We start from the raw sequence: 24,558 nt of genomic DNA, 5'->3' as shown, positions 1-24,558 counted from the left end.
TACGACTCCCCCCTGCTCACCACAGCCGAAGGAGAACGAGCATGAGCCGCAGTGACGTCCTCGTGGACGCCGACTGGGTCCAGCAGCACATCGACGACCCCAAGGTCGTCATCGTCGAGGTGGACGAGGACACCTCCGCCTACGAGAAGAACCACATCAAGAACGCCATCCGGATCGACTGGAAGCAGGAGCTCCAGGACCCGGTGCGCCGTGACTTCGTCGACCAGGCCGGCTTCGAGAAGCTGCTGTCCGCCAAGGGCATCGCCAACGACGACACGGTGGTGCTGTACGGCGGCAACAACAACTGGTTCGCGGCGTACGCGTACTGGTACTTCAAGCTGTACGGCCACGGCGACGTCAAGCTGCTGGACGGTGGCCGCAAGAAGTGGGAGCTGGACTCCCGCGACCTGGTGGCCGAGGTGCCCGAGCGCGCCGCCACCGAGTACCGGGCGCAGGAGCAGGACCTGTCCATCCGCGCCTTCCGCGACGAGGTCGTGGCGGCCATCGGCGTGCAGAACCTGGTGGACGTGCGCTCCCCCGACGAGTTCAGCGGCAAGCTGCTGGCCCCCGCGCACCTGCCGCAGGAGCAGTCGCAGGTGGCCGGGCACGTGCCCTCCGCCCGCAACATCCCGTGGTCGAAGTCCGCGAACGACGACGGCACCTTCCGTTCCGACGAGGAACTGACGGAGCTGTACGAGGGCGAGGGCGTCGACCTGGGCAAGGACACCATCGCGTACTGCCGCATCGGTGAGCGCTCCGCGCACACCTGGTTCGTGCTGCACGAGCTGCTGGGCCAGCAGAACGTCAAGAACTACGACGGTTCGTGGACCGAGTACGGCTCGCTGGTGGGCGTCCCGGTCGAGACCGGCCCGGCCAAGTAAGAGGAGATCGAGGAATCATGTGCGGAGCGAAGTCCGGCGGCCCCGACGCCGCCGCCACGGCGGGCCAGACGACCATCCAGGGCGTCCTCACCCGTGACGGGGTACCGGTGAGCGGGTACGTCCGACTGCTGGACGGCACCGGCGAGTTCACGGCGGAGGTGCCGACCTCGGCGACCGGCCAGTTCCGCTTCTTCGCGGCCGAGGGCACCTGGACCGTCCGCGCGCTGGTCCCCGGCGCGAGTGCGGACCGCACCGTGGTGCTGGCCGAGCGCGGTGCGCTGGCCGAGGTCGCCATCGCGCTGTAACGGCCTTGGCGGTGACGGCGGGGCGGCGGCGAACGGCCCGCCCGGCCCGCGAAAGCCAGACCGCGCCCTTTCCGGTGATCGCCGGAGGGGGCGCGGTCTTCGTGTATCAGGGGGTTCGGATTCCTGGGATTCCTGGTTGGACGGTGTCGTTTCCAAGATCAGTGACTGGGTCGGTCAGCTCACCGTCCCGCAGTTGCCACAGACCCAGTCACCCGCGGGTCCTTGGTGCATGTTACCGCCACAGTTCGGACAATTCATGATCACATCCTCTCCACGCCGTTAGACGCACGAGCCGCCGAACCCGTTCAGTCCGGCGTGATCACAAAACGGTCAATGGGCGCGGCAGGCGGCGAAGCCAGCTGGCCTACCTCACTCCGCTTCCCCGCCGGGGGGCCAGCTAGACTCGGCAGAGCACCGTATTTTTCCCGCCGACGCACTAGGAGCACCCGTGCTCGAGGCATTCTTCATCACCCTGATGGTTCTGGTCGGGGTGGGTACCGCCGCGTTCACCGGCCTGGTCGTGAAGAAGCTCTACCAGGGCCAGCGCTGATGATCGAGATCCCCTCAGATCTGCACCCCGACCTGGTACCCCTGGTCTTCCTGCTCGGCGACTGGACCGGCGCCGGCGTCGCCGAGTTCACCGGCGAGGAGTCCATGAACTTCGGCCAGGAAGTCACCTTCTCGCACGACGGGCGGGACTTCCTGGAGTTCTCCTCGCACACCTGGCAGCTGGACGACAAGGGCGAGAAAGTGCGCCCGCTGGAGTCCGAGCACGGCTTCTGGCGGGTTACCGGCGAGCGCAAGGTCGAGGCGGTCCTCATCCGCCAGGACGGCGTCGCCGAGGTCTGGTACGGAGAACTGGCCGAGGGCAAGCCGCGGATCGAGCTGGTCACCGATGCCATCGCGCGTACGCCGTCCGCAGGCGCCTACACCGGCGGCAAGCGGCTGTACGGCTACGTCAACAGCGATCTGATGTGGGTCGGCGAAAAGGCGACCCCCGAGGTGCCGCTGCGCCCCTACATGTCGGCGCACCTGAAGAAGGTCGTGGACCCGAGCACCTGGGCCAAGAACCTCAAGGACCTGCCGGACGACGGCATCGCCTTCTTCCGCTGACCGGCGCGCGGGCGGCTGGACCCGGAGCTGAACAGCGGAATGCCCCCGGCCGCTCGCGCGGCACCGGGGGCATCCGGTGAAGCCTTGCCTCGGGCGGCATGTCAGTCAGAGGCGGACCCGAGGCTCACTCCTCGAACGTACCACGGGGGGCAGGGCCCGGCGAGGAGACCCGAACACGCATGACCCAGGAGCCACCCGCGCCCCCGGCGTGGATGATCCAGTCCTTCTCCAGGCCCCGGCTGGCCGGCTATCTGCGGGCGAGCGGCGGTGATCCCGGGCAGGCCGAACGGCTCTACTGGTGGAACGTCGAGGCGTCGGCCGCGCTGTACGGGCCGCTGCACTGCCTGGAGATCTCCTTACGCAACGCCCTGCACCACCAGCTGCGCGCCGCCTACGGGCGGCCCGACTGGTGGCTGGCGGCCCCGCTGAACGAGGGCGGGCGGCGGCTCACCCGCGAGGCGGGCCGCAAGGGCCGGCGGCGCGGCCCGGGGCCGGTGGCCCCGGACCATGTGGTGGCCGAGCTGAACTTCGGCTTCTGGGTCTCGCTGCTGAGCAAGGGCGGCCGGGGCGGCCAGTACGACCGGCAGCTGTGGGTGCCCGCGCTGCACAAGGCGTTCCCGCACTACGCGGGGCGCCGCGACGAACTGCACGGCGTGCTGGACGCGCTGCGGCTGCTGCGGAACCGGGTCATGCACCACGAGCCGATACACCACCGCGATCTGGCGCTCGACCACCGGATGATCTACCGCGTGCTGGGGTGGATCAGCACGGAGGCGGCCAAGGAGATACAGGTCCTGGACCGCTTCCCAGCCGTCCTGACCCACCGCGACGCCACCTGCGGCGGCGGCCGCAGCCCGCGCTTCTGACCCCGCCGCCGGGCCACCGGCGGCCGGAGCCACCGGGGCCGGGGGGCACGGGCCACCGGGCGGGAGCGTCAGATCGCCCGCAGGGAGCCGCCGTCCACCGGGATGACCGAGCCGGTGATGTACGAGGCCGCCGGGGAGAGCAGGAAAGCAGCGGTGCGGCCGAACTCGGCGGGGTCGCCGTAGCGGCCCAGCGGGATGCCCGCCACGGCCGCCGCACGCGCGTCGGGGAACGCCGCGTCCAGCTGGGTCATCCGGTCGGTGGCGATCCGGCCGGGCAGCAGGCCCAGCACCCGCACCCCGCGCGGGCCGAACTCGTCCGCCATGTCCTTGGCGACCATCGCCAGCCCCGGACGCAGCCCGTTCGAGATGCCCAGGCCGCCCACCGGCTGGCGCACCGAGGTGGACAGCACCATGCCGATCGCGCCGTCGCCGGTCAGCCGCCCGGCCAGCGTGCGGACCGCGCGCACCGAGCCGAGGAAGACGGACTCGAAGGCGGCCCGCCACTGCTCGTCGGTGGCGGAGGCCGCGGTGCCGGGCGGCGGGCCGCCGACGGAGATGAGGGCACCGTCCAGCCGCCCGTACCGCTCCAGCGCCGTCCGCGCGAGCCGCTCGGCGGCCTCCGGGTCGGCGAGGTCCGCGGCGACGCCCGTTACGTGCGCGGGCGCCGCCAGCCGCTCCACGGCCGCCTCGACGTTCGCCGCGTCCCGGGAGGCCAGCACCACCTTCGCGCCGTCCGCGACCAGCGCGGCGGCCGTGGCGTGGCCCAGCCCCTTGCTGCCTCCGGTGACGACATAGACCCGATCCGCCAGTCCCAGATCCATCGCTGCGCTTCCTCCCAGGCTCCGCGAGCCATCAGCCTTATGCCGGTTTGACACACCCTGCGGCAGGGTGGGGACCGCCTCCCCGCACGGGGGTCGCCGATCCCCTCCGGCCGCCTCCGTGCGGAGGCGCTAACGCGCGACCCTACGCCCCCGCCGATTCCTCCTACACTGGCCTCGTGGTGAGCACCGACTGGCAGACCTCGCTCCGCGACCGTGGATACCGGCTGACCCCGCAGCGGCAGCTGGTGCTGGAGGCTGTGGACAGGCTGGAGCACTCCACGCCCGAGGACATCCTCACCGAGGTGCGCCGCACGGCGGGCGGGGTCAACATCTCCACCGTCTACCGCACGCTGGAGCTGCTGGAGGAGCTGGGCCTGGTCTCCCACGCCCACCTGGGGCACGGGGCGCCCACGTACCACCTCGCCGAGCGCCACCACCACCTGCATCTGATGTGCCGGGACTGCGGCACCGTGCTGGAGGCCGACCTGGAGGTGGCCGAGCCGTTCGCGGAGCGGCTGCGCGAGGACTTCGGCTTCGAGACGGATCTGCGGCACTTCGCGATCTTCGGCCGCTGCCGGGACTGCGCGGCCGGGCCGGACGCTCCGCCCGCGCCGTAGGCTGGGGGCATGTCGTACGCCAGTCCTCTGCTGTCCCTGCCCGGCGCGGTCGCCGCGGACGCCCCCGATGCCGGGGTCGCCGCGCACTACGGTGATCTCTTCCGCGAACAACGGGCGTTGGACCGCGGGCAGGGCCTGGTCGACCTGTCGCACCGCGAGGTGCTCTCGGTGACCGGCCCCGACCGGCTGAGCTGGCTGCATCTGCTGCTCACCCAGCACGTGTCCGAGCTGCCGGCCGGGCAGGCGACCGAGGCGCTGATCCTGACCGCCCAGGGGCGCATCGAGCACGCGCTCTACCTGGTGGACGACGGCACCACCACCTGGCTGCACACCGAACCGGGCCGGGGGGCGGCGCTGCTCGGCTACCTGGAGTCGATGAAGTTCTTCTACCGGGTGGAAGCCGCCGAGCGGACCGGGGAGTTCGCGGTGGTCTTCCTGCCGGCCGGCTCGATCGCCGAGACCGGCCCGGAGTGGGTGGTGCGCGAGACGCCGTACGGGCGGGACGTGTTCGTCCCGCGCGCCGCGCTGGAGTCCTTCGCCGCGCAGGCCGGGCCGGCCGCCGGTGTGCTGGCGTACGAGGCGCTGCGGGTGGCCGGGCACCGGCCGCGGCTGGGCCGCGAGACGGACGAGCGGACCATCCCGCACGAGCTGGGCTGGCTGGAGAGCGCGGTGCACCTGGCCAAGGGCTGCTACCGGGGGCAGGAGACGGTGGCCAAGGTGCACAACCTGGGCAAGCCGCCGCGCCGCCTGGTGTTCCTGCACCTGGACGGCAGCGAGGTGAAGATCCCCGAGCACGGCGCCCCGGTACGGCTGGCGGCGGACGGCACGGAGGGCCGGCAGCTGGGCGTCGTCACCACCTCGGCCCGCCACCACGAACTGGGCCCGATCGCGCTGGCCGTGGTGAAGCGCGGTGTGCCGGCGGACGCCCCGCTGCTGGCGGGCGACACCCCGGCGGCCCAGGAGACGATCGTCCAGCCGTAGCCCTTCGGCGCCCCGGGGAGGCACGGCCGGGCCCGGTCACGGCTTCCGGGGCGGGTGCCAGGGGCTGACGCCGAGGACTCCAGTGGTGCCGAGGTCCACGGGGTACGTGGGGGCCAGCCGCTGGGCGGCGACGCCATCGGCGGGCCGGACGCTCAGCCGCTCTCCGTTGGCGACGGTCCGGCTGAGGTCATCGACGGTGTTGCGCCACACCAGCCCGGACAGGGCGTGCTCGCCGGGCTGGAGCGTGAGGGGAGCCGGCGGGTCGTCGAAGCCGGTGAGGCTCGCCGTGATGTCGCCCGTGCCGTGCAGCACCTTGATGTCGTACGGGTCGCCGTCCTCGTCCAGGACGGCGACGGTGGGGTAGCCGTTCAGTTCGTAGGGTTCGGTGCCGCAGTTGGTCAGGCGCAGGCCCATCACCCGCAGACCCATCGCCGCGTCGCCGCCGTCCTCGGTGACGCGCACCCCGGATTCGGGGCAGTCGGGGCGTTCGGGCTCGGGGGACGGCGGGCGCGGTGGGGCGGCGGCGTCCGTCTCCGTCTCGGGGGGCGCGGTCTGGGTGCCGCAGCCGGCCAGGGCCAGCGCCGCCAGGGCCACCGGGACGGCGCACCGGGCGAGGACCGCGGCGGGGCGTCGGGGGGTGCGCGGGGCCGGGCGGTCCATCAGACCTCCAGCCAGACGGTGAACGGTCCGTCATTGGTCAGGTTGACCCGCATCTTCGCGCCGAACCGGCCTGTCTCGACGTGCGCCCCCAGCGCGCGCAGATGAGCGCACAACCCCTGGACCAGTGGCTCCGCGACCTCGCCCGGTGCGGCGGCGTTCCATGTGGGCCGTCTGCCCTTCCTGGCGTCACCGTAGAGTGTGAATTGCGAAACAATCAGCAACGGAGCGCCCACATCCGAACAGGACTTCTCACCGTCGAGCACGCGCAGCGTCCACAGCTTGTTCGCCAGCCGCGCCGCCTGCTCATCCGTGTCCTCGTGGGTGGCGCCCACCAGCACACACAGTCCTTGGCCAACGATTTCGCCGACCGTTTCGCCGTCCACGGTGACGCTCGCCCCGTCGACCCTCTGCACCACTGCTCGCATGGCGGCCATCATGCCGGAACGTTCCCTCGTACTGAATGGCGGCCGGATGCATGCGAAGTCGCTGCGTCAGCTGGGTACACAGTGACACGATGCGTGGCACGGGGTACGTACCGCGCCAGCACGCCGAAATGGGGATGAGGGGACAATTCCGCATGATCACACCGGGCCCCGGCTCACAGCCGGCCGCCGCTGCCACCACCACCGTCGCCGACGCCGCGCCCGCCCGGTGGGGCAGCGGCCCACGGGTACGGCACGGCGGCGAGCCACGCGGAGACGAGACCCCCTCCGGACTACGCCGGCTGCGGCTGACCGAGCTGCGGGAGCTGCGCCGCGGCGCCCAGCGCGAGGAGGCCGACCTCAGCTTCGTCCGCAGACTGCTCCAGGGCCGCATCGACATCCTGGAGGCGGAACGGCGCAGACGCCTGGACCCGGAGGCCGATCTGCTGGACCGGTTGCCGCAGATCCTGGCGGACAGCCCCTCCCCGCAGCGGTCCTCGGCCCGCCATGTGACGGTGGGCCCGCCGGCCGGGCGGGAGTACCGGGAGCTGGCGGAGGAGATGCTGGCGGAGGTCGAGCTGTCGGATCTGCTGGCCCGCACCGACGACGAACTGCATGACGCGCTGGGCCGCCTCGCCCGGTACGAGGCACAGGTCTCCCGCCGCCGCCAGGCGCTCCAGCGCACCGCCGACGGGTGCAGCGGGGAAATCGCCCGCCGGTACCGCGAGGGCGAGGCCCAGGTAGATGATCTGCTCGCCTGAGCGGTGAATTCCGGGCGATCTTCCCCGCGGTCCGCCCGGGCACTCCCCGGTCGGCCCGTGGGGGCACACGCGGCCGACCCCGCACCACGGCCGCACGCCGTACGGAAAATCCTTGGCCCGGGCCCGGGGCGCCCGGATAGCCTCGGGGACATGGCCCTGAACACCCGCTTCGTCACCGGCAGCGACGCCGACATCGACGCCTGGAACCGCGCCGTGATGCTCGGCTTCCAGGATCCATTCCCTCTCGGCGAGGACGAGCTGCGGCTACGCCGTGAGAAGCAGGAGTACGACCGGGCCCGGGGGGTGTTCGAGGGCGACCGGTGCGTGGCCACCTTCCGGAGCTTCGACCAGGAGCTGACCGTGCCCGGCGGCGCCCTCGTCGATGTCAACGCCGTCTCCGCCGTGACGGTCACCGCCACCCACCGCCGGCGGGGCCTGCTGAGCGGGCTGATGGGCACCGACCTCGCCGAGGCGAAGGAGCGCGGCGCCCTGGCGGCCACGCTGATCGCCGCCGAGTACCGGATTTATGGCCGGTTCGGATACGGTCCGGCGGCCTCGCTCGCCGAATTCACCGTCAAGGGCCTGCGTTCGGGGCTCGGGTCACGCTGGTCGGCGCCCGAGGAAGGCGGCTCCGTGACGTACATCGACGGCGCCGAGGTACGCAAGATCGGCCCGGAACTGCACGAGCGTTTCCGGCGGGGCCAGGTGGGCGCGATCGACCGCAAACCGCTGTGGTGGGAGAAGTTCACCGGTGAGGTGCGCTTCGGCCATCAGACCTGGGAGGAGCCGTTCTACGTCCTCTACCGGGACGGCGCCGGGGTGCCGCAGGGCCTGGTGAAGTACACGACGGACAAGAAGTGGGACGGCGAACTGCCGGACAACACGCTGACCGTGCACGAGCTGATCGCCACCACCACGGCGGCGCAGCGGGCGCTGTGGTCGTTCCTGGTCTCCATCGACTGGGTCACCACGCTGCGCAGCGAGAACCGCGGTCCGGACGACCTGCTGCCGCTGCTGCTGCCCGACGCGCGTGCCGCCGTGCTCAACGGGATCAGCGACTTCCTGTGGCTGCGACCGCTGGACGTGCCGGCCCTGCTGGCCTCCCGCTCGTACGCCACCACCGGTGACCTGGTACTGGAGGTCCACGATCCGCTGGGTCTGGCCGGTGGGCGCTTCGCGCTGAGTGCCTCGCCGGAGGGCGCCGAGTGCGCGCCGACCTCGCGCGGTGCCGATCTCACCCTGGGGGTGGGCGAGTTGGGTTCGCTGTATCTGGGGGAGACGACCGCGACCCGGCTGGCGGGTGCGGGGCTGCTCACCGAGGAGACGCCGGGTGCCGTGTCCCGGGCGAACGCGCTGCTGACCACGGGAGCGCGCCCCTGGTGCCCGGACGGTTTCTGACGGGACCTCCACCGGTCCCGGTCGTCGCGTCCGGACGCCCAGGGGCGCCTCTCACAGCGTGTTCAGTCCCAGCATCACCAGCACTGTGATTCCGACACAGATGCAGGTGAAGTTGCGCTTGCGCAGGCCGGTCCGCAGGATCAGCAAGCCGATCACGCCCGGCAGTCCGAACTGAACTTCCACTGCCTCATCGACCACGATGGCGAGGGCAGCGGCGATGATGGTTGAAACGATCATGTTCCCTCCCTACATCGACACATCCGGCGACAACTGGCAGGTATCTTTTGGATAGTTGGTGGAGTTGGCGACCAACTCTAGGATTGTTATCCCCAGTTGGTCGAACTGGCCAAACTCTTTCCCGCCAACCTCTCGGACCGGATGTCAAGTTGTAAGGTGTGCGCGTGAGCGAGGAGATCGCCCCAGAACGCATCGCCGAGACCCTGCGCGGCCGGATACGCTCCGGCGAGCTGCGACGGAACACCCGGCTGCCCACCCAGCGCGCCCTCGCCGAGGAGTTCGGCGTGAACCGCGGCATCGTCCGCCAGGTTCTCGCCCTCCTCGAACGCGAGGGCTTTGTCAGCGCGCGCGGCAGGGGGGCGCCGGCCGTGGTGTCGGCGCCCGCCTCCGACCATCCACGGCCCGCCGGGGTGGAGGTCGCCGACCGGATCGCCCTGGCCTTCCAGGCCGAACGGGTGTCCATCGACGCGTTCACCCTCACCACCGAGACGCTCAACTCCGCCCTGGCCGGGCCGTTGATAGCGATCTCCGCCGGTGAGCTGAAGCCGCGCTCCATCACGGTGCGCGTGCTGCTGCCCTCCTGGGACGCGCCGCTCGCCTACCCCCGGCTGGTCACCGACCCCACCGACCCGCGCCCCATCGCGCGGCTGCGCGAACTCACCCGCACCTTCTCCACCTCACTGCGGCACCAGCTCAACTCCCTCGCGGAGATGAACCTGGTCCCGGAGGTCAGCGTGGAGATCCGCACCGTGGCCGTCACCCCGCTCCAGAAGCTCTATCTCCTGAACGGCTCCGAGGCGCTCACCGCGTACTACACCGTCGTGCCGCGCACCGTCGAGTACGAGAAGGAACACCTGGAGATCTACGACGTCCTGGGCCTGTCCTCCAAGATCTTCCGGTCCTCGTCCGACAAGGACAGCCGCGACGAACAGGAGGCCGCCTACGTCACCGAGTCCCGTCTGTGGTTCGAGTCCCTCTGGTCAACGATCTCGCGACCACTCACACTCGGTTAGATGAGGAGACTTCTCAGTAACGCCCACTGTGTTCTCTTCGACTTCGACGGCCCCATCTGCCGTCTGTTCGCCGCCCGGCCCGCCGACGGCATCGCGCACCGCCTGCGGGCGCTGGCCGTCGAGCTGGGGGCCGCCTCGCTGCTGACCCCCCAGTTACGGGCCTCCCCCGACCCCCAGCAGGTGCTGCGCGGCATCGCCCATCACCACCCCTCCCCCACCGTGGTCCACCGCATCGAGGCGGCCCTCACCCGCGAGGAGATCTCCGCCGCCGCGACCGCGGCACCCACCCCCTACGCGGCCTCCCTGATCGCCGCGCTGTCCACCCGGGGCCGCCAGGTGGCCATCGTGACCAACAACTCGCCGCTGGCCGCCGAGTTCTATCTGCGCCGGCAGCAGCTGTCCGGCTACGTCGGCGGCCGGGTGCACGGCCGCACCCGCGACATCACCCTGCTCAAGCCGCATCCCGACCCCGTCCTGCGGGCGCTGCGCTCCACCGGGACAACCGCCGGGCGGGCGCTGATGATCGGGGACACGAGCACGGATCTGGCCGCCGCCCGCTCCGCCGGAGTGGAGTTCCTCGGCTACGCGATGGACGACGCCCAGGCCGAGGCCTTCCGCCGGGCGGGCGCCGATTATGTCACCCGCTCCCTGGAGCATGTCCTGACTGCGCTTATTGCCCCAACTCACGGGTGATTTGAGTGCTTTGCCTCATGTCATGAGGCTCTGGGGGCGTACGGTGCTGCTACCTCGCGACCGTACAGCTCTCGGAGCCGATCATGACGAGACCGACGATGCCCCTGCTCGGTGGTCACCACCGGGTCTGGCACGTACTCAGCCCGCAAGGCCAGCTGGCCGGACTGGGCCGGCTGAAGGCCGGCCGACCGCGTCCCGGCGTGGCGCACTTCGACCCCCGCTGCTTCACCGCGGAGGAGGACGTACTGATCGAACTGTCCCTGCTCGGCATGGAGCACATCCCGCCCGTGCACCACGTGGGCGAGGACGGGCTGCGTGTCCACGGATACATCGAGGGGGAGACCCTCTCCCGCCCGCACCCCCCGGGCACCCCCCTGCCGGAGCCGTACCTGGCCCAGCTCATGGACCAGTTCGGGCAACTGGCGGCGATCCCGCCCAGCGCGCTCGAACTCGTCCACCGCTGCCCGCCCGGCCGCAGACCCCGCACCAGCCGGGACTTCCTGCGCCGGCTGATCAGCTTCACCCGCACCCGGGTGTACGCCGTGCACCGGCCGGAGCTGCACCGGCTGTTCGCGGCGCTGCGGATCGACGGCGACGCCGTACTCGGCCCGTACGGCGTACTGGCCAGGGAGGCCGACCAGTTGACGGAACGGCCGTTCTCCCTGCTGCACGGCGACCTGCACCGCGACAACCTCATCATCGCCGAGTCGGACGGGGCGTTGTGGACCATCGACTGGGAACTCGCCCTGCTCGGTGACCCCGTCTACGATCTCGCGACGCATCTGCACCTGATGGGATATCCGGCCGGCTGGCAGCGCGGGCTGACCCAGCGCTGGTCGGCGGCCGTCTCGTCGGCGCTGCCCGGCGCGGCGGCCGGGGTCTCCAAGGACCTCCCACGCTATCTGGCGTACAAACGGGTGCAGTCCGTCTTCACCGACGTCGTACGACAGGCCCAGATAGTGCGGCACACCTCCGCCGCCGATCTGCCGGAGCAGCTGGAACGCACCGCAGGCACCGTCAACACCGTACTGAGACGGGCGGCCAAACCGCTGGGGCTGGGCCGTGTGCCCAGCCCCAGCGCCGTAGAGGCCGCCTACGCCGGATACGCGGCGCTGGTCAGGAGTTCCGGTCCGCCGGCCGCGGGTGCGGCCGCTGGTGCTTCTCCAGTTCCACCGTCGGCAGCAGGCGTGCCAGCGGGGCCGGCAGCCACCAGGCTCGGCGGCCCATCAACCGCATGACCGCCGGCACGATCAGACACCTGATGACCACCGCGTCCATGAAGATCGCCACGGCCATCCCGAACCCGAACTGCTGGAGCATCCGGTCAGCGCTCAGCATGAACGCCGAGAAGACCACGATCATGATGGCGCCGGCCGCGGTGATCACCGCCCCGGTGTGCGCCAGCCCCTCCCGGACCGCCAGCCGGTGGTCCCCGGTACGCGTCCACTCCTCGTGGATACGGGAAATGAGGAAGATCTCGTAGTCCATGGACAGCCCGAAGACGATGGCGAAGATCAGCACCGGGATGAACGCCTCGATCGGGCCCGGCTCGAACCCCAGCAGGCCGTGCTGGAACACCAGCGTCACCGCCCCCAGCGCGGCCCCGATCGACAGCAGGTTCAGCAGCGCCGCCTTGAGCGGGATGAGGAGGGAACGGAAGACCACCATCAGCAGGAGGACGGAGAGACCGACGACGATCGCCACGAACAGCGGCATGCGGGAGGCGACCGTGTCGGAGAAGTCCTCGACGGCGGCCGTCGCACCGCCGACGAGGTAGGTGGCGCCGGTCCGCTCGGCGAGCGCGGGCAGGACCTCGGTGCGCAGCGCCGCCACCAGCGCGGAGGTCGCCTCGTCCTGCGGCGCGGACGCGGGGAAGACGATCACCGTGGCCACGGCGCCGTCGGTGGTGGGGATGGGCGGTGTGGCGGCGGCGACCCCGGCGGTGCCCTCCAGGACGGCGGCGGCCTCCCCCGCGGCCTGCGTAGCGGTGCCGTCGGCCGATTCGGTGACCACGACCAGCGGCCCGTTGAAACCGGGCCCGAACCCGTCCGACAGCAGGTCGTACGCCTCCCGGCTGGTGGACCCGGCCGGATCGTTGCCCGCGTCGGCGAACCCGAGCCGCAGCTGCGCGGCGGGCACCGCCAGCGCGCCCAGCGCGGCCACCGAGACCAGCAGCACGGCCACGGGGCGGCGCTGCACGAAGGCCCCCCAGCGGCGCCAGCCCGCGCCGGTGGCCGGCTTGCCCCGGGCGGCGCGCTTCTCGGCGCGGGCCGGGAACTGGCGGGCGAAGCGGGCGCCGAAGACGCCCAGCAGGGCGGGCAGCAGGGTGAGTGAGGCGATCATGGTCACCAGAACGGTGAGCGCCACGCCCAGCGCCATCCCCTGGAGCGGGCCCAGGCCCAGCGCCACCAGGCCCAGCAGCGCCAGGATGACGGTGCAGCCGGCGAAGAAGACGGTACGTCCGGCCGCGTCCAGCGCCCGGCGGCTCGCCTCCTCGGGGCCCGCGCCGGCGACGAGTTCGGAACGGTAGCGGGCGAAGACCAGCAGCGCGTAGTCGATGCCCACGCCGAGGCCGACCAGCATCATCACGTACGGGGTGTAGTCCGGGATGGTGAACACGTGCGAGGCCAGCACGATCACGGCCATCGTGGCGCCGACCGCGAAGACGGCCGTGATGACCGGGAGTCCGGCGGCTGTCACGGTGCCGAACATGAACACCAGGATGACCAGGGCCGCCATGATGCCCGCGCCCTCGGCGCCGCCGCCGTCCTCCCCCGCCAGCTGCCGGGCGGCCTCGCCGCCCAGGGCGACCCGCAGCCCGTCCCCGGCGACGGCGGTGGCCGCCTCCAGGACGCGCTCGGTGTCGGCCGGGGCCATCTGCTCGGACGGCACGTCCAGGACGACGGTGGCGTAGCCGGTGGTGCCGTCCGCCGACAGCGTCGTCTCGTGCACCTGGGCCACCGCGGGCAGCCCGGCGACCTCGGCGAGCATCGTCTCCAGACGCTCGCGGGTGGCGGGTGCCTCAAGGCCCGCCGGGTCCTGGAAGACGATCTCCAGGCTGTCGCCCGCCTGGTCCGAGCCGTGCTCGGTGAGCAGTTCCAGGGCGCGCTGGGACTCGGTACCGGGCAGCGAGTAGTCCTGCCGGTAGTCGTCCCCGGCCGCCGAGGCGCCGGCCCAGACCCCGACGAGGACGATCACCCACACGATCAGGGCGGTCCAGCGGTGCCGGTGGGAGAACCCGGCGAGCCGTTCGAAGACGGTCATGACATGTCTCTTTCTCGCGTGGAGGAACCGGAGCGGCCCGGCGGGGGCGTCCGGAGGAACGTTCAGAAGAAGAAGGGGGTGCGGCGGGAGGGATCGCGCAGCGCGCGCCACAGCCACCACTGGGCGGCCACCAGCACCGGGACGAACGCCGTCAGCGCGGGCACCAGCAGCCCCAGCACCGGGCCCTGCGCGGCGTTCTCGCGCAGCGGCAGCCCGGCCCCGGCCAGCAGCGGCAGCGCCGCCAGGACGGTCCCGGTCAGCGCGAACGTCTGCCCGCCGCCCCGGCTCCCGGCCAGTTGCCTGGCCCGCCGGTACGGTTCGCCGGTCAGCCGCAGCGCCCCGTACCCCAGGCCGTGCGCCGCGAACAGCAGCACCGTTCCGGCGATCGTCGCCACCCGTACCGCGCCCGTGGCGTCCAGGAGTTCGGCCACCGCCCAGCCCCAGGCGGCCACCAGCGCCCAGCTGCCGGCGCAGATCAGCACGTCCGGCGCCCCGCCGCCGTGCACCCGCCACCACAGCCCGGCGTCCCGCACCACCCACCCGGCCAGCAACAGCACCAGGACCGGCAGCAGTTCGGTGAACAGCTCGCCCTCCAGCGCGGGGAAGCAGCCGATGAACACTCCGGCGGCGGCCACCAGCCACACCTCGCTGCCCAGGAAGTACGGGGCGAGGGCGGTGGCGATCCGGTCCCGGTCGGCGCGGTCGCGGCCCAGGAAGGGCAGCAGCAGGCCCAGACCCAGGTCGGCGCCGGCGAGCGCGAAATACCCGGCGGTGAAGAAGCCCAGCAGGGCGACGGCGAACAGGTCCATGACGGTCAGACCCCCGGGCTCTCGACGGGCCCGCGCCGGGCGGCGCGCAGCGGCAGGGCGGCGTTGACGGCGATCAGGGCGGCGAAGAGGAAGTGTCCTGCGGCCGTCAGGCCGAACTGCCACCGGGCGAGATCAAGGGTCTGGGGATCCACGCCCCCACCGTCGCGGCAGGGTGCGGGCGGGCGCGTCGGCCCGTGGCGTACACCCCGGGTACGGCACTGGTGCCGCGCGTGCCCCGGCGCCGTACTCCGGTGGTGCTCAGGGTGACCCTTAGGGCGTCCCGTCTGGATCTTCGCAGGGCCGCGACGTCAACTACGGCACCTCGCTGCTAGGACAGCCAGCCCGGGGTGATCATTCCGGTCTCGTAGGCGAGGATCACCAGCTGCGCGCGGTCGCGGACGTCCAGTTTGGTCATGATGCGCGAGACGTGGGTCTTGGCCGTGGAGGGGCTCAGCACCAGGCGGCGGGCGATCTCGTCGTTGGTCAGGCCCGCCCCGACCAGGCCCAGGACCTCGCGTTCGCGCTCGGTGAGGGCGTTGAGGCGGGGGGCGGGGTCGGGCTGCTTGACGCGGCCGGCGAACTCGGCGATGAGGCGGCGGGTGATGGCGGGGGCGATCAGCGCGTCGCCGCGGGCGCACACCCGTACCGCGTGCAGCAGTTCCGCCGGCTCGGTGTCCTTGACGAGGAACCCGGAGGCACCGGCGCGCAGCGCCCCGTAGACGTAGTCGTCCATGTCGAAGGTGGTGAGGATGACGACCTTGGTGCTGGCCAGGCGCGGGTCGCGGGCGATGTCGCCGGTGGCGGCGAGGCCGTCGCGGTCCGGCATCCGGATGTCCATCAGCACCACGTCGGGCCGCAGTTCACGGGCCAGGCGCAGCGCCTGGTGACCGTCGCCCGCCTCGCCGACCACCTCGATGTCGTCCTCGTCCTCCAGGATGGAGCGGAACCCCGCCCGTACCAGCCGCTGGTCGTCGGCGAGAAGCACGCGGATCATGACTGTCCTTCGAGGGCGGGGGGCCGGTCGGCGATGAGCGGCAGCCGGGCGGTCACCCGGAAACCGGAGTCAGTATGACCGGCGGTCAGTTCGCCGCCCAGCGCGCGGGCCCGCTCCCGCATCCCGCCGATGCCGCTGCCGGACTCACGGGAGCCGGGTCCGTGTCCGGGTCCGTGGCCGGGTCCGCCCATCCCGTCGTCCTCGACGCTCACCCGCAGCGCCCCGTCCTCGTACCGCGCCTCGATCAGCACCGTGCTGGCTCCGGCCGCGTGCCGGGCGATGTTGGTCAGTGATTCCTGCACGATGCGGTACGCGGCCAGCGACACCCCGGCCCCGACGCCGCCGGCCGGCAGCCCCTCCCGGTCGGTGCGGACCGTGACCGTCAGGCCCGTGGCGCGCGCCCGGTCGGCGAGGTCGCCGATGCGCTCCCAGCCGGGGGTGGGCGAGGTCGGCGCGCCGGCCGCCTCCTCGTCCACCTGCCGCAGCATGCCGAGCGTGCCGCGCAGTTCGCGCAGCGCGTCCTTGCTGGTGTCGCGGACGAACTCCAGCGCCCGGGTCAGCTCCGCCGTCTCGCCCGGCCGCTTGGCGCTGCGGTGCAGGGCGGCCCCGGCCTGCACGTTGATGAGGGAGATGCTGTGCCCGAGCACGTCGTGGATCTCGCGGGCGATCCGCAGCCGCTCGGCGACGGCGGCGCGCCGCTCGCTCTCCTCCTGGTAGGCGTGCCGCACCCGCATGGCGTGGCCGAAGGCGATCACCGCGAGGAACCAGCCCTCGAACAGCACCATCGACATGTTGTCGACATGCCGCACCTCGCTGGTGGAGGCGACGAACTCGCCGTAGGTCATCGCCAGCATCGAGGTCACGGCGAGCGTGACGGCCGCGACGAGATGGCCGGCGCGGGACATGGTGTAGACGGCGATGACGAAGGCGACCACCGGGGTGATCCCGTCCAGGCTGGACAGCGGGTAGTAGGCGACCGCCGCGATCATGGTGAGGACGCCGACCGGGATGGGGAACCGGTGCCGCAGTCCCAGCAGCGCCCAGGCGGCGGCGCCCAGCAGCCAGGTGAGCCACAGGTGGAGGGGCGACGCCTCGGCGCGGCGTACCGCGAAGAGGACCGAGTCGGCGAGCAGCGGCAGCCCGGCGATCAGCGTCACCCTGTCCATGCGGAACATCGGCGGGGTCATGTCCGCAAGAGTACGTAGGCTGGAAGCCCCCCGTCCCCAGGAGGCATACCGCCATGACGTCCCCAGAGCGCCACGAACCCGCGCACGACCCCGAGGTGCTCCAGCTCGCGGCGAAGATCTTCGATCTCGCCCGGGACGGGGACACGGACACGGTGGCGGCCTACGTGGACGCGGGCGTTCCCCCGAACCTCAGCAACGACAAGGGCGACACCCTGCTGATGCTGGCCGCCTACCACGGCCACGCCAGAACGGTGGAGGCGCTGCTCCAGCGCGGCGCCGACCCCGGCCGGGCCAATGACCGGGGCCAGACGCCGCTGGCGGGAGCGGTGTTCAAGGGCGAGACGGAGGTGGTCCGCACGCTGGTGGCGGCGGGCGCCGACCCGGCGGCCGGGCAGCCCTCCGCCATCGACACCGCCCGGATGTTCGCGAAGGCCGATCTGCTGGAGCTGTTCGGCGCCGCCGGCTAGGAGGCCGTGTCCGACCTAGGACGCGCGTCCGACCGGCTCCTGGAGTTCGGTCACCCAGGCGCTCTCGTCCCCGGGCGGGCACTCCAGGTACAGCTCGCGCGCGTACCCGGCGGAGACGTACCCGTGGGACGCGATCCACTGGGCCAGGGTCTGGAGTGTGGGCAGCAGGTCCGCCATCGGCCCGTGGTGGACGACGGTGGCGGTGGTCTCGATCGGCGGGAGGTCGACGAAGGCGATCCCGGCGGCCCGCGCCCCGGCGTGGTCGGCGTCGACCGCGACCTGGATCCCGGCGTGCACGGTGACGGACTCGCCGCCCGGGGCCGGCTCGTAACGGGCGATCCCGGGGCCCGTGGGCCGGATGCCGGCCTGGGCGAGCAGCTCCGTCAGCCTGACGTACAGCGGCCCGATGACCGGGCCGATCGCCTCCGGGGAGGCGGTGGCGGCGGTCGCGGTCAGCTCGGCCACACGGGCGCCGGGGATCTTCTTGATGACGACATCACTGGTGGGCATGTGCCCCTCGCTCTCGATGACGCGGAGCCTCGCCTCGACACCGGCCAGCCGCCGGGCGTCGGCCTCCAGGGCCGCCGCCAGCTCGGCACGGCGCAGCCGCAGCATCCCGCGGAGCTCGGTGCCGCTCACCCGCTCGCCGAGGATCTCCCCGACCTGCTGGAGTGAGAAGCCGAGCCCCTTGAGCGCGACGATGCGGTTGAGCCGGGCCAGCTGACCGGCCTCGTACCAGCGGTAACCGCTGTGCGGGTCGGTGCGGGCGGGCACGAGGAGGCCGAGGGCGTCGTAGTGGCGCAGCATGCGCACCGACACCCGGCCGTATCTGGCGAAGTCTCCGATACTGATCATGACGCCTCCCACGACACGGCCTGCCACGGTGTGAGGGTCAAGCCCGCGGCCACTCCCAGCGCTCCAGGTCGCGCAGCCAGGCGTCGGCGGTGGTGTCGGAGGGGGCACGCCAGTCGCCGCGTGGGGACAGGGAGCCGCCGGCCAGGACCTTGGGGCCGTTGGGCATCGCGGAGCGCTTGAACTGGGCGAAGCCGAAGAAGCGGCGGGCGAAGGTGTCCAGCCAGTGCCGGATCTCGGGCAGGTCGTACGCCACCCGCTCGGCTTCGGGGAACATCGGCGGCCAGCCGCCGGTGCGCGGGTCGCGCCAGGCGTGCCAGGCCAGGAAGGCGATCTTCGAGGGCCGGAAGCCGTACCGCAGGATGTGGAAGAGCGTGAAGTCGTGCAGCGCGTACGGGCCGATCTTCGACTCGGTGGACTGCAGTTCCTCGCCCGGCACCAGTTCGGGGCTGATCTCGGTGTCGAGGATGGCGGTGAGTGTCTCGTTCGTCTCGGCGCCGAATTGGTCGGTGCTGATCACCCAGCGGATGAGGTGCTGGATGAGCGTCTTGGGCACGCCGGAGTTGACGTTGTAGTGGCTCATCTGGTCGCCGACGCCGTACGTGCACCAGCCCAGGGCCAGTTCGGACAGGTCGCCGGTGCCGAGCACGATGCCGCCGCGCTGGTTGGCCAGCCGGAACAGGTAGTCGGTGCGCAGTCCGGCCTGCACGTTCTCGAAGGTGATGTCGTAGACGGGCTCGCCCGCGGAGAACGGGTGGCCCAGTTCCGCCAGCATCAGGCGGGCGGTGGGGCTGATGTCGAGTTCGGCGGCGGTGATGCCCAGCGCGCGCATGAGCTTGTGCGCGTTGTCCTTGGTGTGGTCGCTGGTGGCGAAGCCGGGCAGGGTGAAGCCGAGGATGTCGCTGCGCGGGCGGCCCGCCCGGTCCATGGCGCGGGCGGCGACGATCAGCGCGTGGGTGGAGTCCAGGCCGCCCGAGACGCCGATGACGATCTTGGGGCCGCCGATCGCGGCGAGCCGCCGCTGGAGCCCGGCGACCTGGATGTTGTACGCCTCGTAGCAGTCCTGGGCGAGCCGGCCGGGGTCGGCGGGGACGAAGGGGAACCGTTCGAGGCGGCGGCGCAGTCCCAGGTCCCCGGCGGGCGGGTCGAGGGTGAACGGGATCTGCCGGTAGCCGCCGGTGCGGGCGGCGTGGGTGCGGCGGTTGTCGTCGAAGGTGCCCATCCGCTGCCGTTCCTGGCGCAGCAGGTCGAGGTCGATGTCGGCGACCGCGTACTGGTCGCCCTGCGGGAAGCGGTCGCTCTCGGCGAGCAGCGTGCCGTTCTCGTAGATCATGGTCTGCCCGTCCCAGGACAGATCGGTGGTCGACTCGCCCAGCCCGGCGGCGGCGTAGACGTACGCGGCCAGGCAGCGGGCGGAGGCGGAGCGGCACAGCAGCGTGCGGTCCTCGGCGCGGCCGACGGTGATGGGGCTGCCGGAGAGGTTGACCAGCACGGTGGCGCCGGCCAGGGCGGCCTCGGCGCTGGGCGGCACCGGCACCCACATGTCCTCGCAGATCTCCGCGTGCAGGACGAGGCCGGGGATGTCCTCGGCCGCGAAGAGCAGGTCGGTGCCGAAGGGGACGGTGGCGCCGCCGATCCGCAGGGTGCCGCCGCGCTCGTCGTCGCCGGCCGCGATCTGCCGGCGCTCGTAGAACTCGCGGTAGTTCGGCACGTACGACTTGGGCGCGACGCCGAGGATCCGGCCGCGGTGCACGAGCACCGCGCAGTTGTAGATCCGGTGGCGGTGGCGCAGCGGGGCGCCGACGACCAGGACCGGCAGCAGCTCGGCGGACCCGGCGACCACGGTGGCGAGCGCGGCCTCGACCTCGTCGAGCACGGCGTCCTGGAGCAGCAGGTCCTCGATGGAGTAGCCGGACAGGCACAGCTCGGGGAAGACGGCGACGGCCGCGCCGTCCTCGGCGCAGCGGCGGGCCTGGCGCAGGACGGCCTCGGCGTTGGCGGGCGGGTCGGCGATGGCGGCGTGGCCGGTGCACGCGGCGACCCGGGCGAATCCGTGCTGGTAGATCGACCCGAAGTCGGTCATGCGTGCGGCCCCTTTCCGGCGACAGGATGCACTGGAATCGTATGCGGTGACCTTGAGCGAAGGACGGGGAGCATGGCGGGCGAGATGATCGGCGGTCTCTACGAGGTGCTGGACGAGCGGTTCCGCACCGGGCACCGCGGTGACGGGCCACTGAACCCGGGCCGCGCCGCGCCCGCCGCCGCTACGTGCGGGCCAGGAAGCCGCCGACCGCCGCGCGGAAGGCGTCCGGCTCCTCCACCCACGGAAGGTGTCCCGCGCCGCTGAACACGGTCCGCGCCACGCGCGGAAGGGCCGCTTCGAGGGAGTCGAGCACCCGGTGGGGACGGATGTCCCGGGCCCCCTGCACGAGCAGAACGGGCACCTCCAGCCGCTCGCACGCGGCCCGCAGTTCCGGTGTTCCCGCTTCCCGGCCGACCTCGGCGTTGAGGGTCGCGTTGCACTCGGCGTTCACCCCGAACCAGGGCGTGGTCGCCGCCCGCGCCCGCTCCAGCGCCCCTTCCCGGTCGGCGTAGTCCGCCGAGCACTGGAGCACGCACCACTCCCGTTCCTCCGCCCCGGTGCGCCCGGGGCGGGCCTCCAGCTCCTCCCAGCGCGCCAGGTGAGCCCCGAGGCCGGCGCGCAGGTTCCGCCGGTAGTCCGCCCGCCAGGTGTCCCGGTGGTCGATTCCTGTGCCGGAGACGTAGACCAGCCCGCTCACCCGCCCAGGGTGCTCCAGCGCGTACCGCAGGGCCAGGTCGGCGCCGTAGGAGTGGCCGAGCAGCAGCATCCGGTCCAGCCCGTGGTGGCGGCGGACGGTGTCCAGGTCGGCCACGGACCGGGCGAGCGAGTACGGCCCGACGCGCTGGGACCGGCCGCAGCCGCGCTGGTCCCAGCGGTGCACGGTGGCCCGGTCCGCGAGCGACCCGGCCAGGTCGCCCAGGAAGTCCCACAGGCCAGGACCGCCGTGGCACAGGACCACGGGCGGGCCCGTACCGACCCGGGTCGTCCACAGCCGGACGCCGTCCCCGGCCCGCACCGGCACATCCTCGTTCCCGCTCTCGATCTCGTCCGTCATCCGGGTGAGTCTGGCGCGGTGCGCGGTCCGGCTCAAGCGGGTATGCGCGGGGGCCGCTGCCCCGTACTACCCCGGGCCGTTCCGGGGGCTGCTGCACATCTGCTAGCGAATCTGCTTGCAGAAGTTAGCACCGTGCGGCAGTCTTGAGGCATGGCGTCACTCGGAGAGTTTCTGCGGGAGCAGCGGCGGCAGGCGAAATTGTCGCTGCGGCAGCTCGCGGACGTCGCCGGGGTGTCGAATCCCTACCTCAGCCAGATCGAGCGCGGGCTGCGCAAGCCCAGCGCGGAGATCCTCCAGCAGATCGCCAAGGGCCTGCGGATCTCCGCGGAGACGCTCTACGTCCAGGCCGGGATTCTCGACGCCGACGCCGTCAAGGAGCAGACGGAGACCGGCGGGGTGCCGGCGGCGGTGCTCGCCGACCCCGACCTCTCCGACGAACAGAAGCAGGCGCTGCTACAGATCTACACCTCGTTCCGCAACGACCGGAGCAGGCAGGACAAGGAGAAGCCGTGACCATCACCGATGAGATCCGCAAGACCGTGACCACCGCGAGCTACGCGGCCGCCGGCACCGCCGACCTGGCCGCCGAGAAGCTGCGGGAGCTGCGCACCCACGCCCCCGAGCTGCGGGAGCAGGCGCAGAGCACCTTCCGGGTGTACGCGGCCAAGGCCAAGGAGACCTACGACGAGCTGTCCGAGCGCGGCAAGGGCGCCGTGGAGACCTGGCGCGCCGAGCGGGCCGCCGCGGCGCGCGAGGAGGAGGAGCGGGACGCCGAGACCCCCCAGGTGATCGTGGAGCGCGCGGAGCCCGAGGTCACCCCGCTCGCCAAGAGCGACGCGAAGGACGACACGAAGAGTGACACGGAGTCCCCGCGGGCATGAGGTGACTTTCAGCACCTTTCAGCACTACGCGCCCGGCACCGCGCCCGGTAGCGTGGGAGTGGACGGCTGGCGCGGATCATGGTGGTGGACGGCATGTTGTTGAACGGGTTCTACTCCCTGTGGGGGCTTCTCACCCTCGCGCTGCTCATCCTGAGCATTTACGCCCTGGTGCACGCTGCGCTCCAGCGTGAGGACGCCTTCCGGGCCGCCGGCAAACAGACGAAGCCGTTCTGGCTGATCATCCTGGGTCTGGCCGTCGTCGTGCAGTTGCTCCCGCTCGGGTTCCTGCTGCTGAATCTGGTCGGCCTCGTGGCCGCCATCGTCTACATCGTGGATGTGAAGCCCGCCATCGCCGCCGTGACCGGGCGCGGCGGCCCCGGCGGCCGGGGCGGCGGCTGGAGCAGCAGCGACGGGCCGTACGGTCCGTACAACGGAAACCGCTGACCGGCCGCCAAGAGGTAACGAGTCGGGTCGCATGGTTAGCCGTGGCCGGAATCAGCACTTAGCATCATCGGGTACACCCGTTGATGAACCCCAGAGGAACTCCAGTGCGATTTCGCCTGACGCCCCGGGAGACGAGCTTCTACGACCTGTTCGCCATCTCCGCCGACAACGTCCTCAGTGGCTCGAAGCTGCTGATGGAACTGCTGGCGGCCGAACCCGCCACGCGCGTAGAAATCGCCGACCGGATGCGCGCGGCGGAGCACGCCGGGGATGACGCGACCCATGCGATCTTCCACCAGCTGAACTCCTCGTTCATCACCCCGTTCGACCGCGAGGACATCTACCGGCTGGCCTCCCGGTTGGACGACATCATGGACTTCATGGAGGAGGCCGTCGATCTCGTCGTCCTCTATGAACTCCAGGAGCTGCCCAAGGGCGTCGCCCAGCAGATCGAGGTGCTGCACCGCGCGGCCGAGCTGACCGCCGAGGCCATGCCGCACCTGCGCACCATGGAGCACCTCAACGAGTACTGGATCGAGGTCAACCGGCTGGAGAACCAGGCGGACCAGATCCACCGCAAGCTGCTCGCCCACCTCTTCAACGGCACCTACGAGGCCATAGAGGTCATGAAGCTCAAGCAGGTCGTGGACGTCCTTGAGGAGGCGGCCGACGCCTTCGAGGCCGTCGCCAACACGGTGGAGACCATCGTGGTCAAGGAGTCCTGACCCACGTGGACACGTTCGCCCTTCTCGTCGTCATCGGTGCGGCGCTCTTCTTCACCTACACCAACGGCTTCCACGACTCGGCGAACGCCATCGCCACCTCCATCTCCACCCGGGCGCTGACCCCGCGGGTCGCGCTCGCCATGGCCGCCGTGATGAACCTGGCCGGCGCCTTCCTCGGCAGCGGCGTCGCCAAGACGGTGAGCGAAGGGCTGATCGACACCCCCACCGGCAAACAAGGCATGATCATCTTGTTCGCCGGGCTGCTCGGGGCGATCACCTGGAACATGATCTCCTGGTATTTCGGCCTCCCCTCGTCCTCCTCGCACGCCCTGTTCGGCGGCCTGGTCGGGGCGGCGCTGGCCGGGGCGAGCACCGTCCACTGGGACGGGGTGCTCTCCAAGATCGTCATCCCGATGTTCGTCTCGCCCCTCATCGGCCTGCTGCTGGGCTATCTGGTGATGGTGGCCATCCTGTGGCTGTTCCGGCGCGCCAACCCGCACCGGGCGCAGCGCGGCTTCCGGATAGCGCAGACCGTCTCGGCCGCCGGCATGGCGCTCGGGCACGGGCTCCAGGACGCGCAGAAGACCATGGGCGTGGTCTTCATGGCGCTGGTCATCGCCGACGTGGAGCCGGAGGGCGGCGCCATCCCGGTGTGGGTGAAGATCGCCTGCGCCGGCATGCTGTCGCTGGGCACGTACGCGGGGGGCTGGCGCATCATGCGCACGCTGGGCCGCCGGATCATCGAGCTGGACCCGCCGCGCGGGTTCGCCGCCGAGACCACCGCCGCATCCGTGCTGTACTCCGCCTCGTACGTCTTCAACGCCCCGATCTCCACCACCCACGTGATCACCTCGGCGATCATGGGCGCGGGGGCCACCAAGCGGGTCAGCGCGGTGCGCTGGGGGGTGGCCAAGTCGATCGTCAAGGGCTGGTTCATCACCATGCCGGCGGCCGGCGCCGTGGCGGCGATCACGTACTGGGTGATCCACCTCTTCTTCGGCTGAGTCCCCGGCCGAGCCCTCGCTGAGCC

Annotated in this window: 28 protein-coding genes and 1 pseudogene; 17 read left to right on the top strand and 12 right to left on the bottom strand. The window is 71.7% G+C overall.

Translation table 11 applies throughout. The features are described 5' to 3' along the window. Positions 1-41: 41 nt before the first annotated feature. The 4 genes from ACTFAP_RS16375 to ACTFAP_RS16360 all read left to right on the top strand — a co-directional run bounded on the left by ACTFAP_RS16375 (position 42) and on the right by ACTFAP_RS16360 (position 3,165). Complete coding sequence (locus tag ACTFAP_RS16375; protein ID WP_453857153.1) at positions 42-881, top strand: sulfurtransferase; 840 nt, start codon at positions 42-44, stop codon at positions 879-881. A 17-nt stretch (positions 882-898) separates the two neighbouring features. Then, positions 899-1,186 carry a DUF1416 domain-containing protein gene (locus ACTFAP_RS16370; RefSeq protein WP_030729716.1) on the top strand — a complete coding sequence of 96 codons (288 nt, stop codon included), beginning with the start codon at positions 899-901 and terminating at the stop codon, positions 1,184-1,186. 549 nt (positions 1,187-1,735) lie between these two features. Then, a complete protein-coding gene (locus ACTFAP_RS16365) occupies positions 1,736-2,299 on the top strand; it encodes a heme-binding beta-barrel domain-containing protein (protein WP_495681278.1) in 564 nt (187 codons plus the stop codon). A gap of 179 nt (positions 2,300-2,478) precedes the next feature. Next, positions 2,479-3,165 carry a hypothetical protein gene (locus ACTFAP_RS16360; protein ID WP_500466709.1) on the top strand — a complete coding sequence of 229 codons (687 nt, stop codon included), beginning with the start codon at positions 2,479-2,481 and terminating at the stop codon, positions 3,163-3,165. Positions 3,166-3,233: 68 nt separating this feature from the next. Here ACTFAP_RS16360 and ACTFAP_RS16355 read toward each other — a convergent pair whose 3' ends face one another. Then, complete coding sequence (locus ACTFAP_RS16355; RefSeq protein ID WP_500466708.1) at positions 3,234-3,986, bottom strand: SDR family oxidoreductase; 753 nt, start codon at positions 3,984-3,986, stop codon at positions 3,234-3,236. A 176-nt stretch (positions 3,987-4,162) separates the two neighbouring features. On the opposite strand from ACTFAP_RS16355, the gene ACTFAP_RS16350 reads away from it, so the two are divergent. Both ACTFAP_RS16350 and ygfZ read left to right on the top strand, forming a co-directional pair. Continuing rightward, positions 4,163-4,603: a transcriptional repressor gene (locus ACTFAP_RS16350; protein ID WP_495681276.1), complete on the top strand. Its 441-nt coding sequence runs from the start codon at positions 4,163-4,165 to the stop codon at positions 4,601-4,603. A gap of 9 nt (positions 4,604-4,612) precedes the next feature. Next, on the top strand, positions 4,613-5,584 hold the full coding sequence (ygfZ, locus tag ACTFAP_RS16345; RefSeq protein ID WP_495681275.1) for a CAF17-like 4Fe-4S cluster assembly/insertion protein YgfZ: 972 nt from the start codon (positions 4,613-4,615) through the stop codon (positions 5,582-5,584). 36 nt (positions 5,585-5,620) lie between these two features. On the opposite strand, the gene ACTFAP_RS16340 is transcribed toward ygfZ, so the two are convergent. After that, positions 5,621-6,244, bottom strand: a complete 624-nt coding sequence (locus ACTFAP_RS16340; RefSeq protein WP_500466707.1) for a DUF4232 domain-containing protein — start codon at positions 6,242-6,244, stop codon at positions 5,621-5,623. Beyond that, positions 6,244-6,669, bottom strand: coding sequence for a D-aminoacyl-tRNA deacylase (dtd, locus tag ACTFAP_RS16335; RefSeq protein ID WP_390124148.1), 426 nt, complete (start codon positions 6,667-6,669; stop codon positions 6,244-6,246). The genes ACTFAP_RS16340 and dtd overlap by 1 nt, the downstream gene beginning before the upstream one ends. A 152-nt stretch (positions 6,670-6,821) precedes the next feature. On the opposite strand from dtd, the gene ACTFAP_RS16330 reads away from it, so the two are divergent. Together ACTFAP_RS16330 and ACTFAP_RS16325 are read left to right on the top strand one after the other, a co-directional pair. Further along, positions 6,822-7,427: an RsiG family protein gene (locus tag ACTFAP_RS16330; RefSeq protein WP_390123972.1), complete on the top strand. Its 606-nt coding sequence runs from the start codon at positions 6,822-6,824 to the stop codon at positions 7,425-7,427. A 150-nt stretch (positions 7,428-7,577) separates the two neighbouring features. Continuing rightward, complete coding sequence (locus tag ACTFAP_RS16325; RefSeq protein ID WP_495681273.1) at positions 7,578-8,825, top strand: GNAT family N-acetyltransferase; 1,248 nt, start codon at positions 7,578-7,580, stop codon at positions 8,823-8,825. 51 nt (positions 8,826-8,876) lie between these two features. Here ACTFAP_RS16325 and ACTFAP_RS16320 read toward each other — a convergent pair whose 3' ends face one another. Beyond that, entirely contained in the window at positions 8,877-9,062 is a 186-nt protein-coding gene (locus tag ACTFAP_RS16320; protein ID WP_030729756.1) for a hypothetical protein, read from the bottom strand. Positions 9,063-9,226: 164 nt separating this feature from the next. Between ACTFAP_RS16320 and ACTFAP_RS16315 the strand changes: the two genes are divergently transcribed. From ACTFAP_RS16315 to ACTFAP_RS16305, 3 genes and pseudogenes are all read left to right on the top strand, one after another. Beyond that, positions 9,227-10,075 (top strand): winged helix-turn-helix domain-containing protein, encoded by an 849-nt coding sequence (locus ACTFAP_RS16315; RefSeq protein ID WP_390123976.1) that lies wholly within the window; start codon positions 9,227-9,229, stop codon positions 10,073-10,075. Further along, entirely contained in the window at positions 10,076-10,768 is a 693-nt protein-coding gene (locus ACTFAP_RS16310) for an HAD family hydrolase (RefSeq protein ID WP_453857162.1), read from the top strand. Between the two features lie 83 nt (positions 10,769-10,851). Next, positions 10,852-11,595, top strand: a pseudogene (locus tag ACTFAP_RS16305) (phosphotransferase family protein); the annotation flags it as partial. Positions 11,596-11,884: 289 nt separating this feature from the next. Here ACTFAP_RS16305 and ACTFAP_RS16300 read toward each other — a convergent pair. From ACTFAP_RS16300 to ACTFAP_RS16280, 5 genes are all read right to left on the bottom strand, one after another. Beyond that, positions 11,885-14,032 (bottom strand): MMPL family transporter, encoded by a 2,148-nt coding sequence (locus ACTFAP_RS16300; RefSeq protein WP_500466706.1) that lies wholly within the window; start codon positions 14,030-14,032, stop codon positions 11,885-11,887. Between the two features lie 62 nt (positions 14,033-14,094). After that, positions 14,095-14,841 carry a cytochrome d ubiquinol oxidase subunit II gene (locus ACTFAP_RS16295; protein WP_495681271.1) on the bottom strand — a complete coding sequence of 249 codons (747 nt, stop codon included), beginning with the start codon at positions 14,839-14,841 and terminating at the stop codon, positions 14,095-14,097. Between the two features lie 5 nt (positions 14,842-14,846). Then, complete coding sequence (locus ACTFAP_RS16290) at positions 14,847-14,993, bottom strand: hypothetical protein (protein WP_500466705.1); 147 nt, start codon at positions 14,991-14,993, stop codon at positions 14,847-14,849. A 176-nt stretch (positions 14,994-15,169) separates the two neighbouring features. Beyond that, positions 15,170-15,835: a response regulator gene (locus ACTFAP_RS16285; RefSeq protein ID WP_500466704.1), complete on the bottom strand. Its 666-nt coding sequence runs from the start codon at positions 15,833-15,835 to the stop codon at positions 15,170-15,172. Continuing rightward, positions 15,832-17,022, bottom strand: a complete 1,191-nt coding sequence (locus ACTFAP_RS16280; RefSeq protein WP_500466703.1) for a sensor histidine kinase — start codon at positions 17,020-17,022, stop codon at positions 15,832-15,834. The genes ACTFAP_RS16285 and ACTFAP_RS16280 overlap by 4 nt, the downstream gene beginning before the upstream one ends. 53 nt (positions 17,023-17,075) lie before the next feature. Here ACTFAP_RS16280 and ACTFAP_RS16275 point away from each other — a divergent pair, with 53 nt between their 5' ends. Further along, complete coding sequence (locus tag ACTFAP_RS16275) at positions 17,076-17,489, top strand: ankyrin repeat domain-containing protein (protein ID WP_030729783.1); 414 nt, start codon at positions 17,076-17,078, stop codon at positions 17,487-17,489. Between the two features lie 15 nt (positions 17,490-17,504). Here the strand turns inward: ACTFAP_RS16275 and ACTFAP_RS16270 are convergent, their stop codons facing one another. The 3 genes from ACTFAP_RS16270 to ACTFAP_RS16260 form a co-directional block, all read right to left on the bottom strand. Beyond that, positions 17,505-18,344, bottom strand: coding sequence for a MerR family transcriptional regulator (locus ACTFAP_RS16270; RefSeq protein ID WP_500466702.1), 840 nt, complete (start codon positions 18,342-18,344; stop codon positions 17,505-17,507). A 37-nt stretch (positions 18,345-18,381) separates the two neighbouring features. Beyond that, the gene (locus ACTFAP_RS16265; protein WP_495681266.1) at positions 18,382-20,424 is read right to left on the bottom strand and encodes an NAD(+) synthase; all 2,043 of its coding nucleotides are present in this window, start codon (positions 20,422-20,424) and stop codon (positions 18,382-18,384) included. A 181-nt stretch (positions 20,425-20,605) separates the two neighbouring features. Continuing rightward, the gene (locus ACTFAP_RS16260; RefSeq protein WP_500466701.1) at positions 20,606-21,478 is read right to left on the bottom strand and encodes an alpha/beta fold hydrolase; all 873 of its coding nucleotides are present in this window, start codon (positions 21,476-21,478) and stop codon (positions 20,606-20,608) included. A 150-nt stretch (positions 21,479-21,628) separates the two neighbouring features. Between ACTFAP_RS16260 and ACTFAP_RS16255 the strand changes: the two genes are divergently transcribed. The 5 genes from ACTFAP_RS16255 to ACTFAP_RS16235 all read left to right on the top strand — a co-directional run bounded on the left by ACTFAP_RS16255 (position 21,629) and on the right by ACTFAP_RS16235 (position 24,532). Continuing rightward, complete coding sequence (locus ACTFAP_RS16255; protein ID WP_500466700.1) at positions 21,629-21,991, top strand: helix-turn-helix domain-containing protein; 363 nt, start codon at positions 21,629-21,631, stop codon at positions 21,989-21,991. Further along, positions 21,988-22,359 carry a hypothetical protein gene (locus ACTFAP_RS16250; RefSeq protein ID WP_495681263.1) on the top strand — a complete coding sequence of 124 codons (372 nt, stop codon included), beginning with the start codon at positions 21,988-21,990 and terminating at the stop codon, positions 22,357-22,359. The genes ACTFAP_RS16255 and ACTFAP_RS16250 overlap by 4 nt, the downstream gene beginning before the upstream one ends. Before the next feature lie 93 nt (positions 22,360-22,452). Beyond that, the gene (locus ACTFAP_RS16245) at positions 22,453-22,803 is read left to right on the top strand and encodes a DUF2516 family protein (protein ID WP_495681262.1); all 351 of its coding nucleotides are present in this window, start codon (positions 22,453-22,455) and stop codon (positions 22,801-22,803) included. A 104-nt stretch (positions 22,804-22,907) separates the two neighbouring features. Further along, positions 22,908-23,528: a DUF47 domain-containing protein gene (locus ACTFAP_RS16240; protein ID WP_030729801.1), complete on the top strand. Its 621-nt coding sequence runs from the start codon at positions 22,908-22,910 to the stop codon at positions 23,526-23,528. Positions 23,529-23,533: 5 nt separating this feature from the next. After that, positions 23,534-24,532, top strand: coding sequence for an inorganic phosphate transporter (locus ACTFAP_RS16235; protein WP_390124003.1), 999 nt, complete (start codon positions 23,534-23,536; stop codon positions 24,530-24,532). The last annotated feature ends 26 nt before the right edge of the window (positions 24,533-24,558 follow it).

Source organism: Streptomyces sp. PH9007 (assembly GCF_059813725.1).
Note: the sequence above shows the minus strand (reverse complement) of the source record. Positions and strands in the feature narration are given on the sequence as shown.

What these genes read in the sequence shown, in the direction of transcription:
- ACTFAP_RS16265 (WP_495681266.1), bottom strand. Translation starts at nt 20,424, where the DNA reads ATGACCGACTTCGGGTCGATCTACCAGCACGGATTCGCCCGGGTCGCC.
- ACTFAP_RS16365 (WP_495681278.1), top strand. Translation starts at nt 1,736, where the DNA reads ATGATCGAGATCCCCTCAGATCTGCACCCCGACCTGGTACCCCTGGTC.
- ACTFAP_RS16355 (WP_500466708.1), bottom strand. Translation starts at nt 3,986, where the DNA reads ATGGATCTGGGACTGGCGGATCGGGTCTATGTCGTCACCGGAGGCAGC.
- ACTFAP_RS16375 (WP_453857153.1), top strand. Translation starts at nt 42, where the DNA reads ATGAGCCGCAGTGACGTCCTCGTGGACGCCGACTGGGTCCAGCAGCAC.
- ACTFAP_RS16260 (WP_500466701.1), bottom strand. Translation starts at nt 21,478, where the DNA reads ATGACGGACGAGATCGAGAGCGGGAACGAGGATGTGCCGGTGCGGGCC.
- ACTFAP_RS16285 (WP_500466704.1), bottom strand. Translation starts at nt 15,835, where the DNA reads ATGATCCGCGTGCTTCTCGCCGACGACCAGCGGCTGGTACGGGCGGGG.
- ACTFAP_RS16320 (WP_030729756.1), bottom strand. Translation starts at nt 9,062, where the DNA reads ATGATCGTTTCAACCATCATCGCCGCTGCCCTCGCCATCGTGGTCGAT.
- ACTFAP_RS16275 (WP_030729783.1), top strand. Translation starts at nt 17,076, where the DNA reads ATGACGTCCCCAGAGCGCCACGAACCCGCGCACGACCCCGAGGTGCTC.
- ACTFAP_RS16270 (WP_500466702.1), bottom strand. Translation starts at nt 18,344, where the DNA reads ATGATCAGTATCGGAGACTTCGCCAGATACGGCCGGGTGTCGGTGCGC.
- ACTFAP_RS16330 (WP_390123972.1), top strand. Translation starts at nt 6,822, where the DNA reads ATGATCACACCGGGCCCCGGCTCACAGCCGGCCGCCGCTGCCACCACC.
- ACTFAP_RS16340 (WP_500466707.1), bottom strand. Translation starts at nt 6,244, where the DNA reads ATGGACCGCCCGGCCCCGCGCACCCCCCGACGCCCCGCCGCGGTCCTC.
- ACTFAP_RS16370 (WP_030729716.1), top strand. Translation starts at nt 899, where the DNA reads ATGTGCGGAGCGAAGTCCGGCGGCCCCGACGCCGCCGCCACGGCGGGC.
- ACTFAP_RS16245 (WP_495681262.1), top strand. Translation starts at nt 22,453, where the DNA reads ATGTTGTTGAACGGGTTCTACTCCCTGTGGGGGCTTCTCACCCTCGCG.
- ACTFAP_RS16255 (WP_500466700.1), top strand. Translation starts at nt 21,629, where the DNA reads ATGGCGTCACTCGGAGAGTTTCTGCGGGAGCAGCGGCGGCAGGCGAAA.
- ACTFAP_RS16325 (WP_495681273.1), top strand. Translation starts at nt 7,578, where the DNA reads ATGGCCCTGAACACCCGCTTCGTCACCGGCAGCGACGCCGACATCGAC.
- ACTFAP_RS16295 (WP_495681271.1), bottom strand. Translation starts at nt 14,841, where the DNA reads ATGGACCTGTTCGCCGTCGCCCTGCTGGGCTTCTTCACCGCCGGGTAT.
- dtd (WP_390124148.1), bottom strand. Translation starts at nt 6,669, where the DNA reads ATGCGAGCAGTGGTGCAGAGGGTCGACGGGGCGAGCGTCACCGTGGAC.
- ACTFAP_RS16360 (WP_500466709.1), top strand. Translation starts at nt 2,479, where the DNA reads ATGACCCAGGAGCCACCCGCGCCCCCGGCGTGGATGATCCAGTCCTTC.
- ACTFAP_RS16310 (WP_453857162.1), top strand. Translation starts at nt 10,076, where the DNA reads ATGAGGAGACTTCTCAGTAACGCCCACTGTGTTCTCTTCGACTTCGAC.
- ACTFAP_RS16300 (WP_500466706.1), bottom strand. Translation starts at nt 14,032, where the DNA reads ATGACCGTCTTCGAACGGCTCGCCGGGTTCTCCCACCGGCACCGCTGG.
- ACTFAP_RS16280 (WP_500466703.1), bottom strand. Translation starts at nt 17,022, where the DNA reads ATGACCCCGCCGATGTTCCGCATGGACAGGGTGACGCTGATCGCCGGG.
- ygfZ (WP_495681275.1), top strand. Translation starts at nt 4,613, where the DNA reads ATGTCGTACGCCAGTCCTCTGCTGTCCCTGCCCGGCGCGGTCGCCGCG.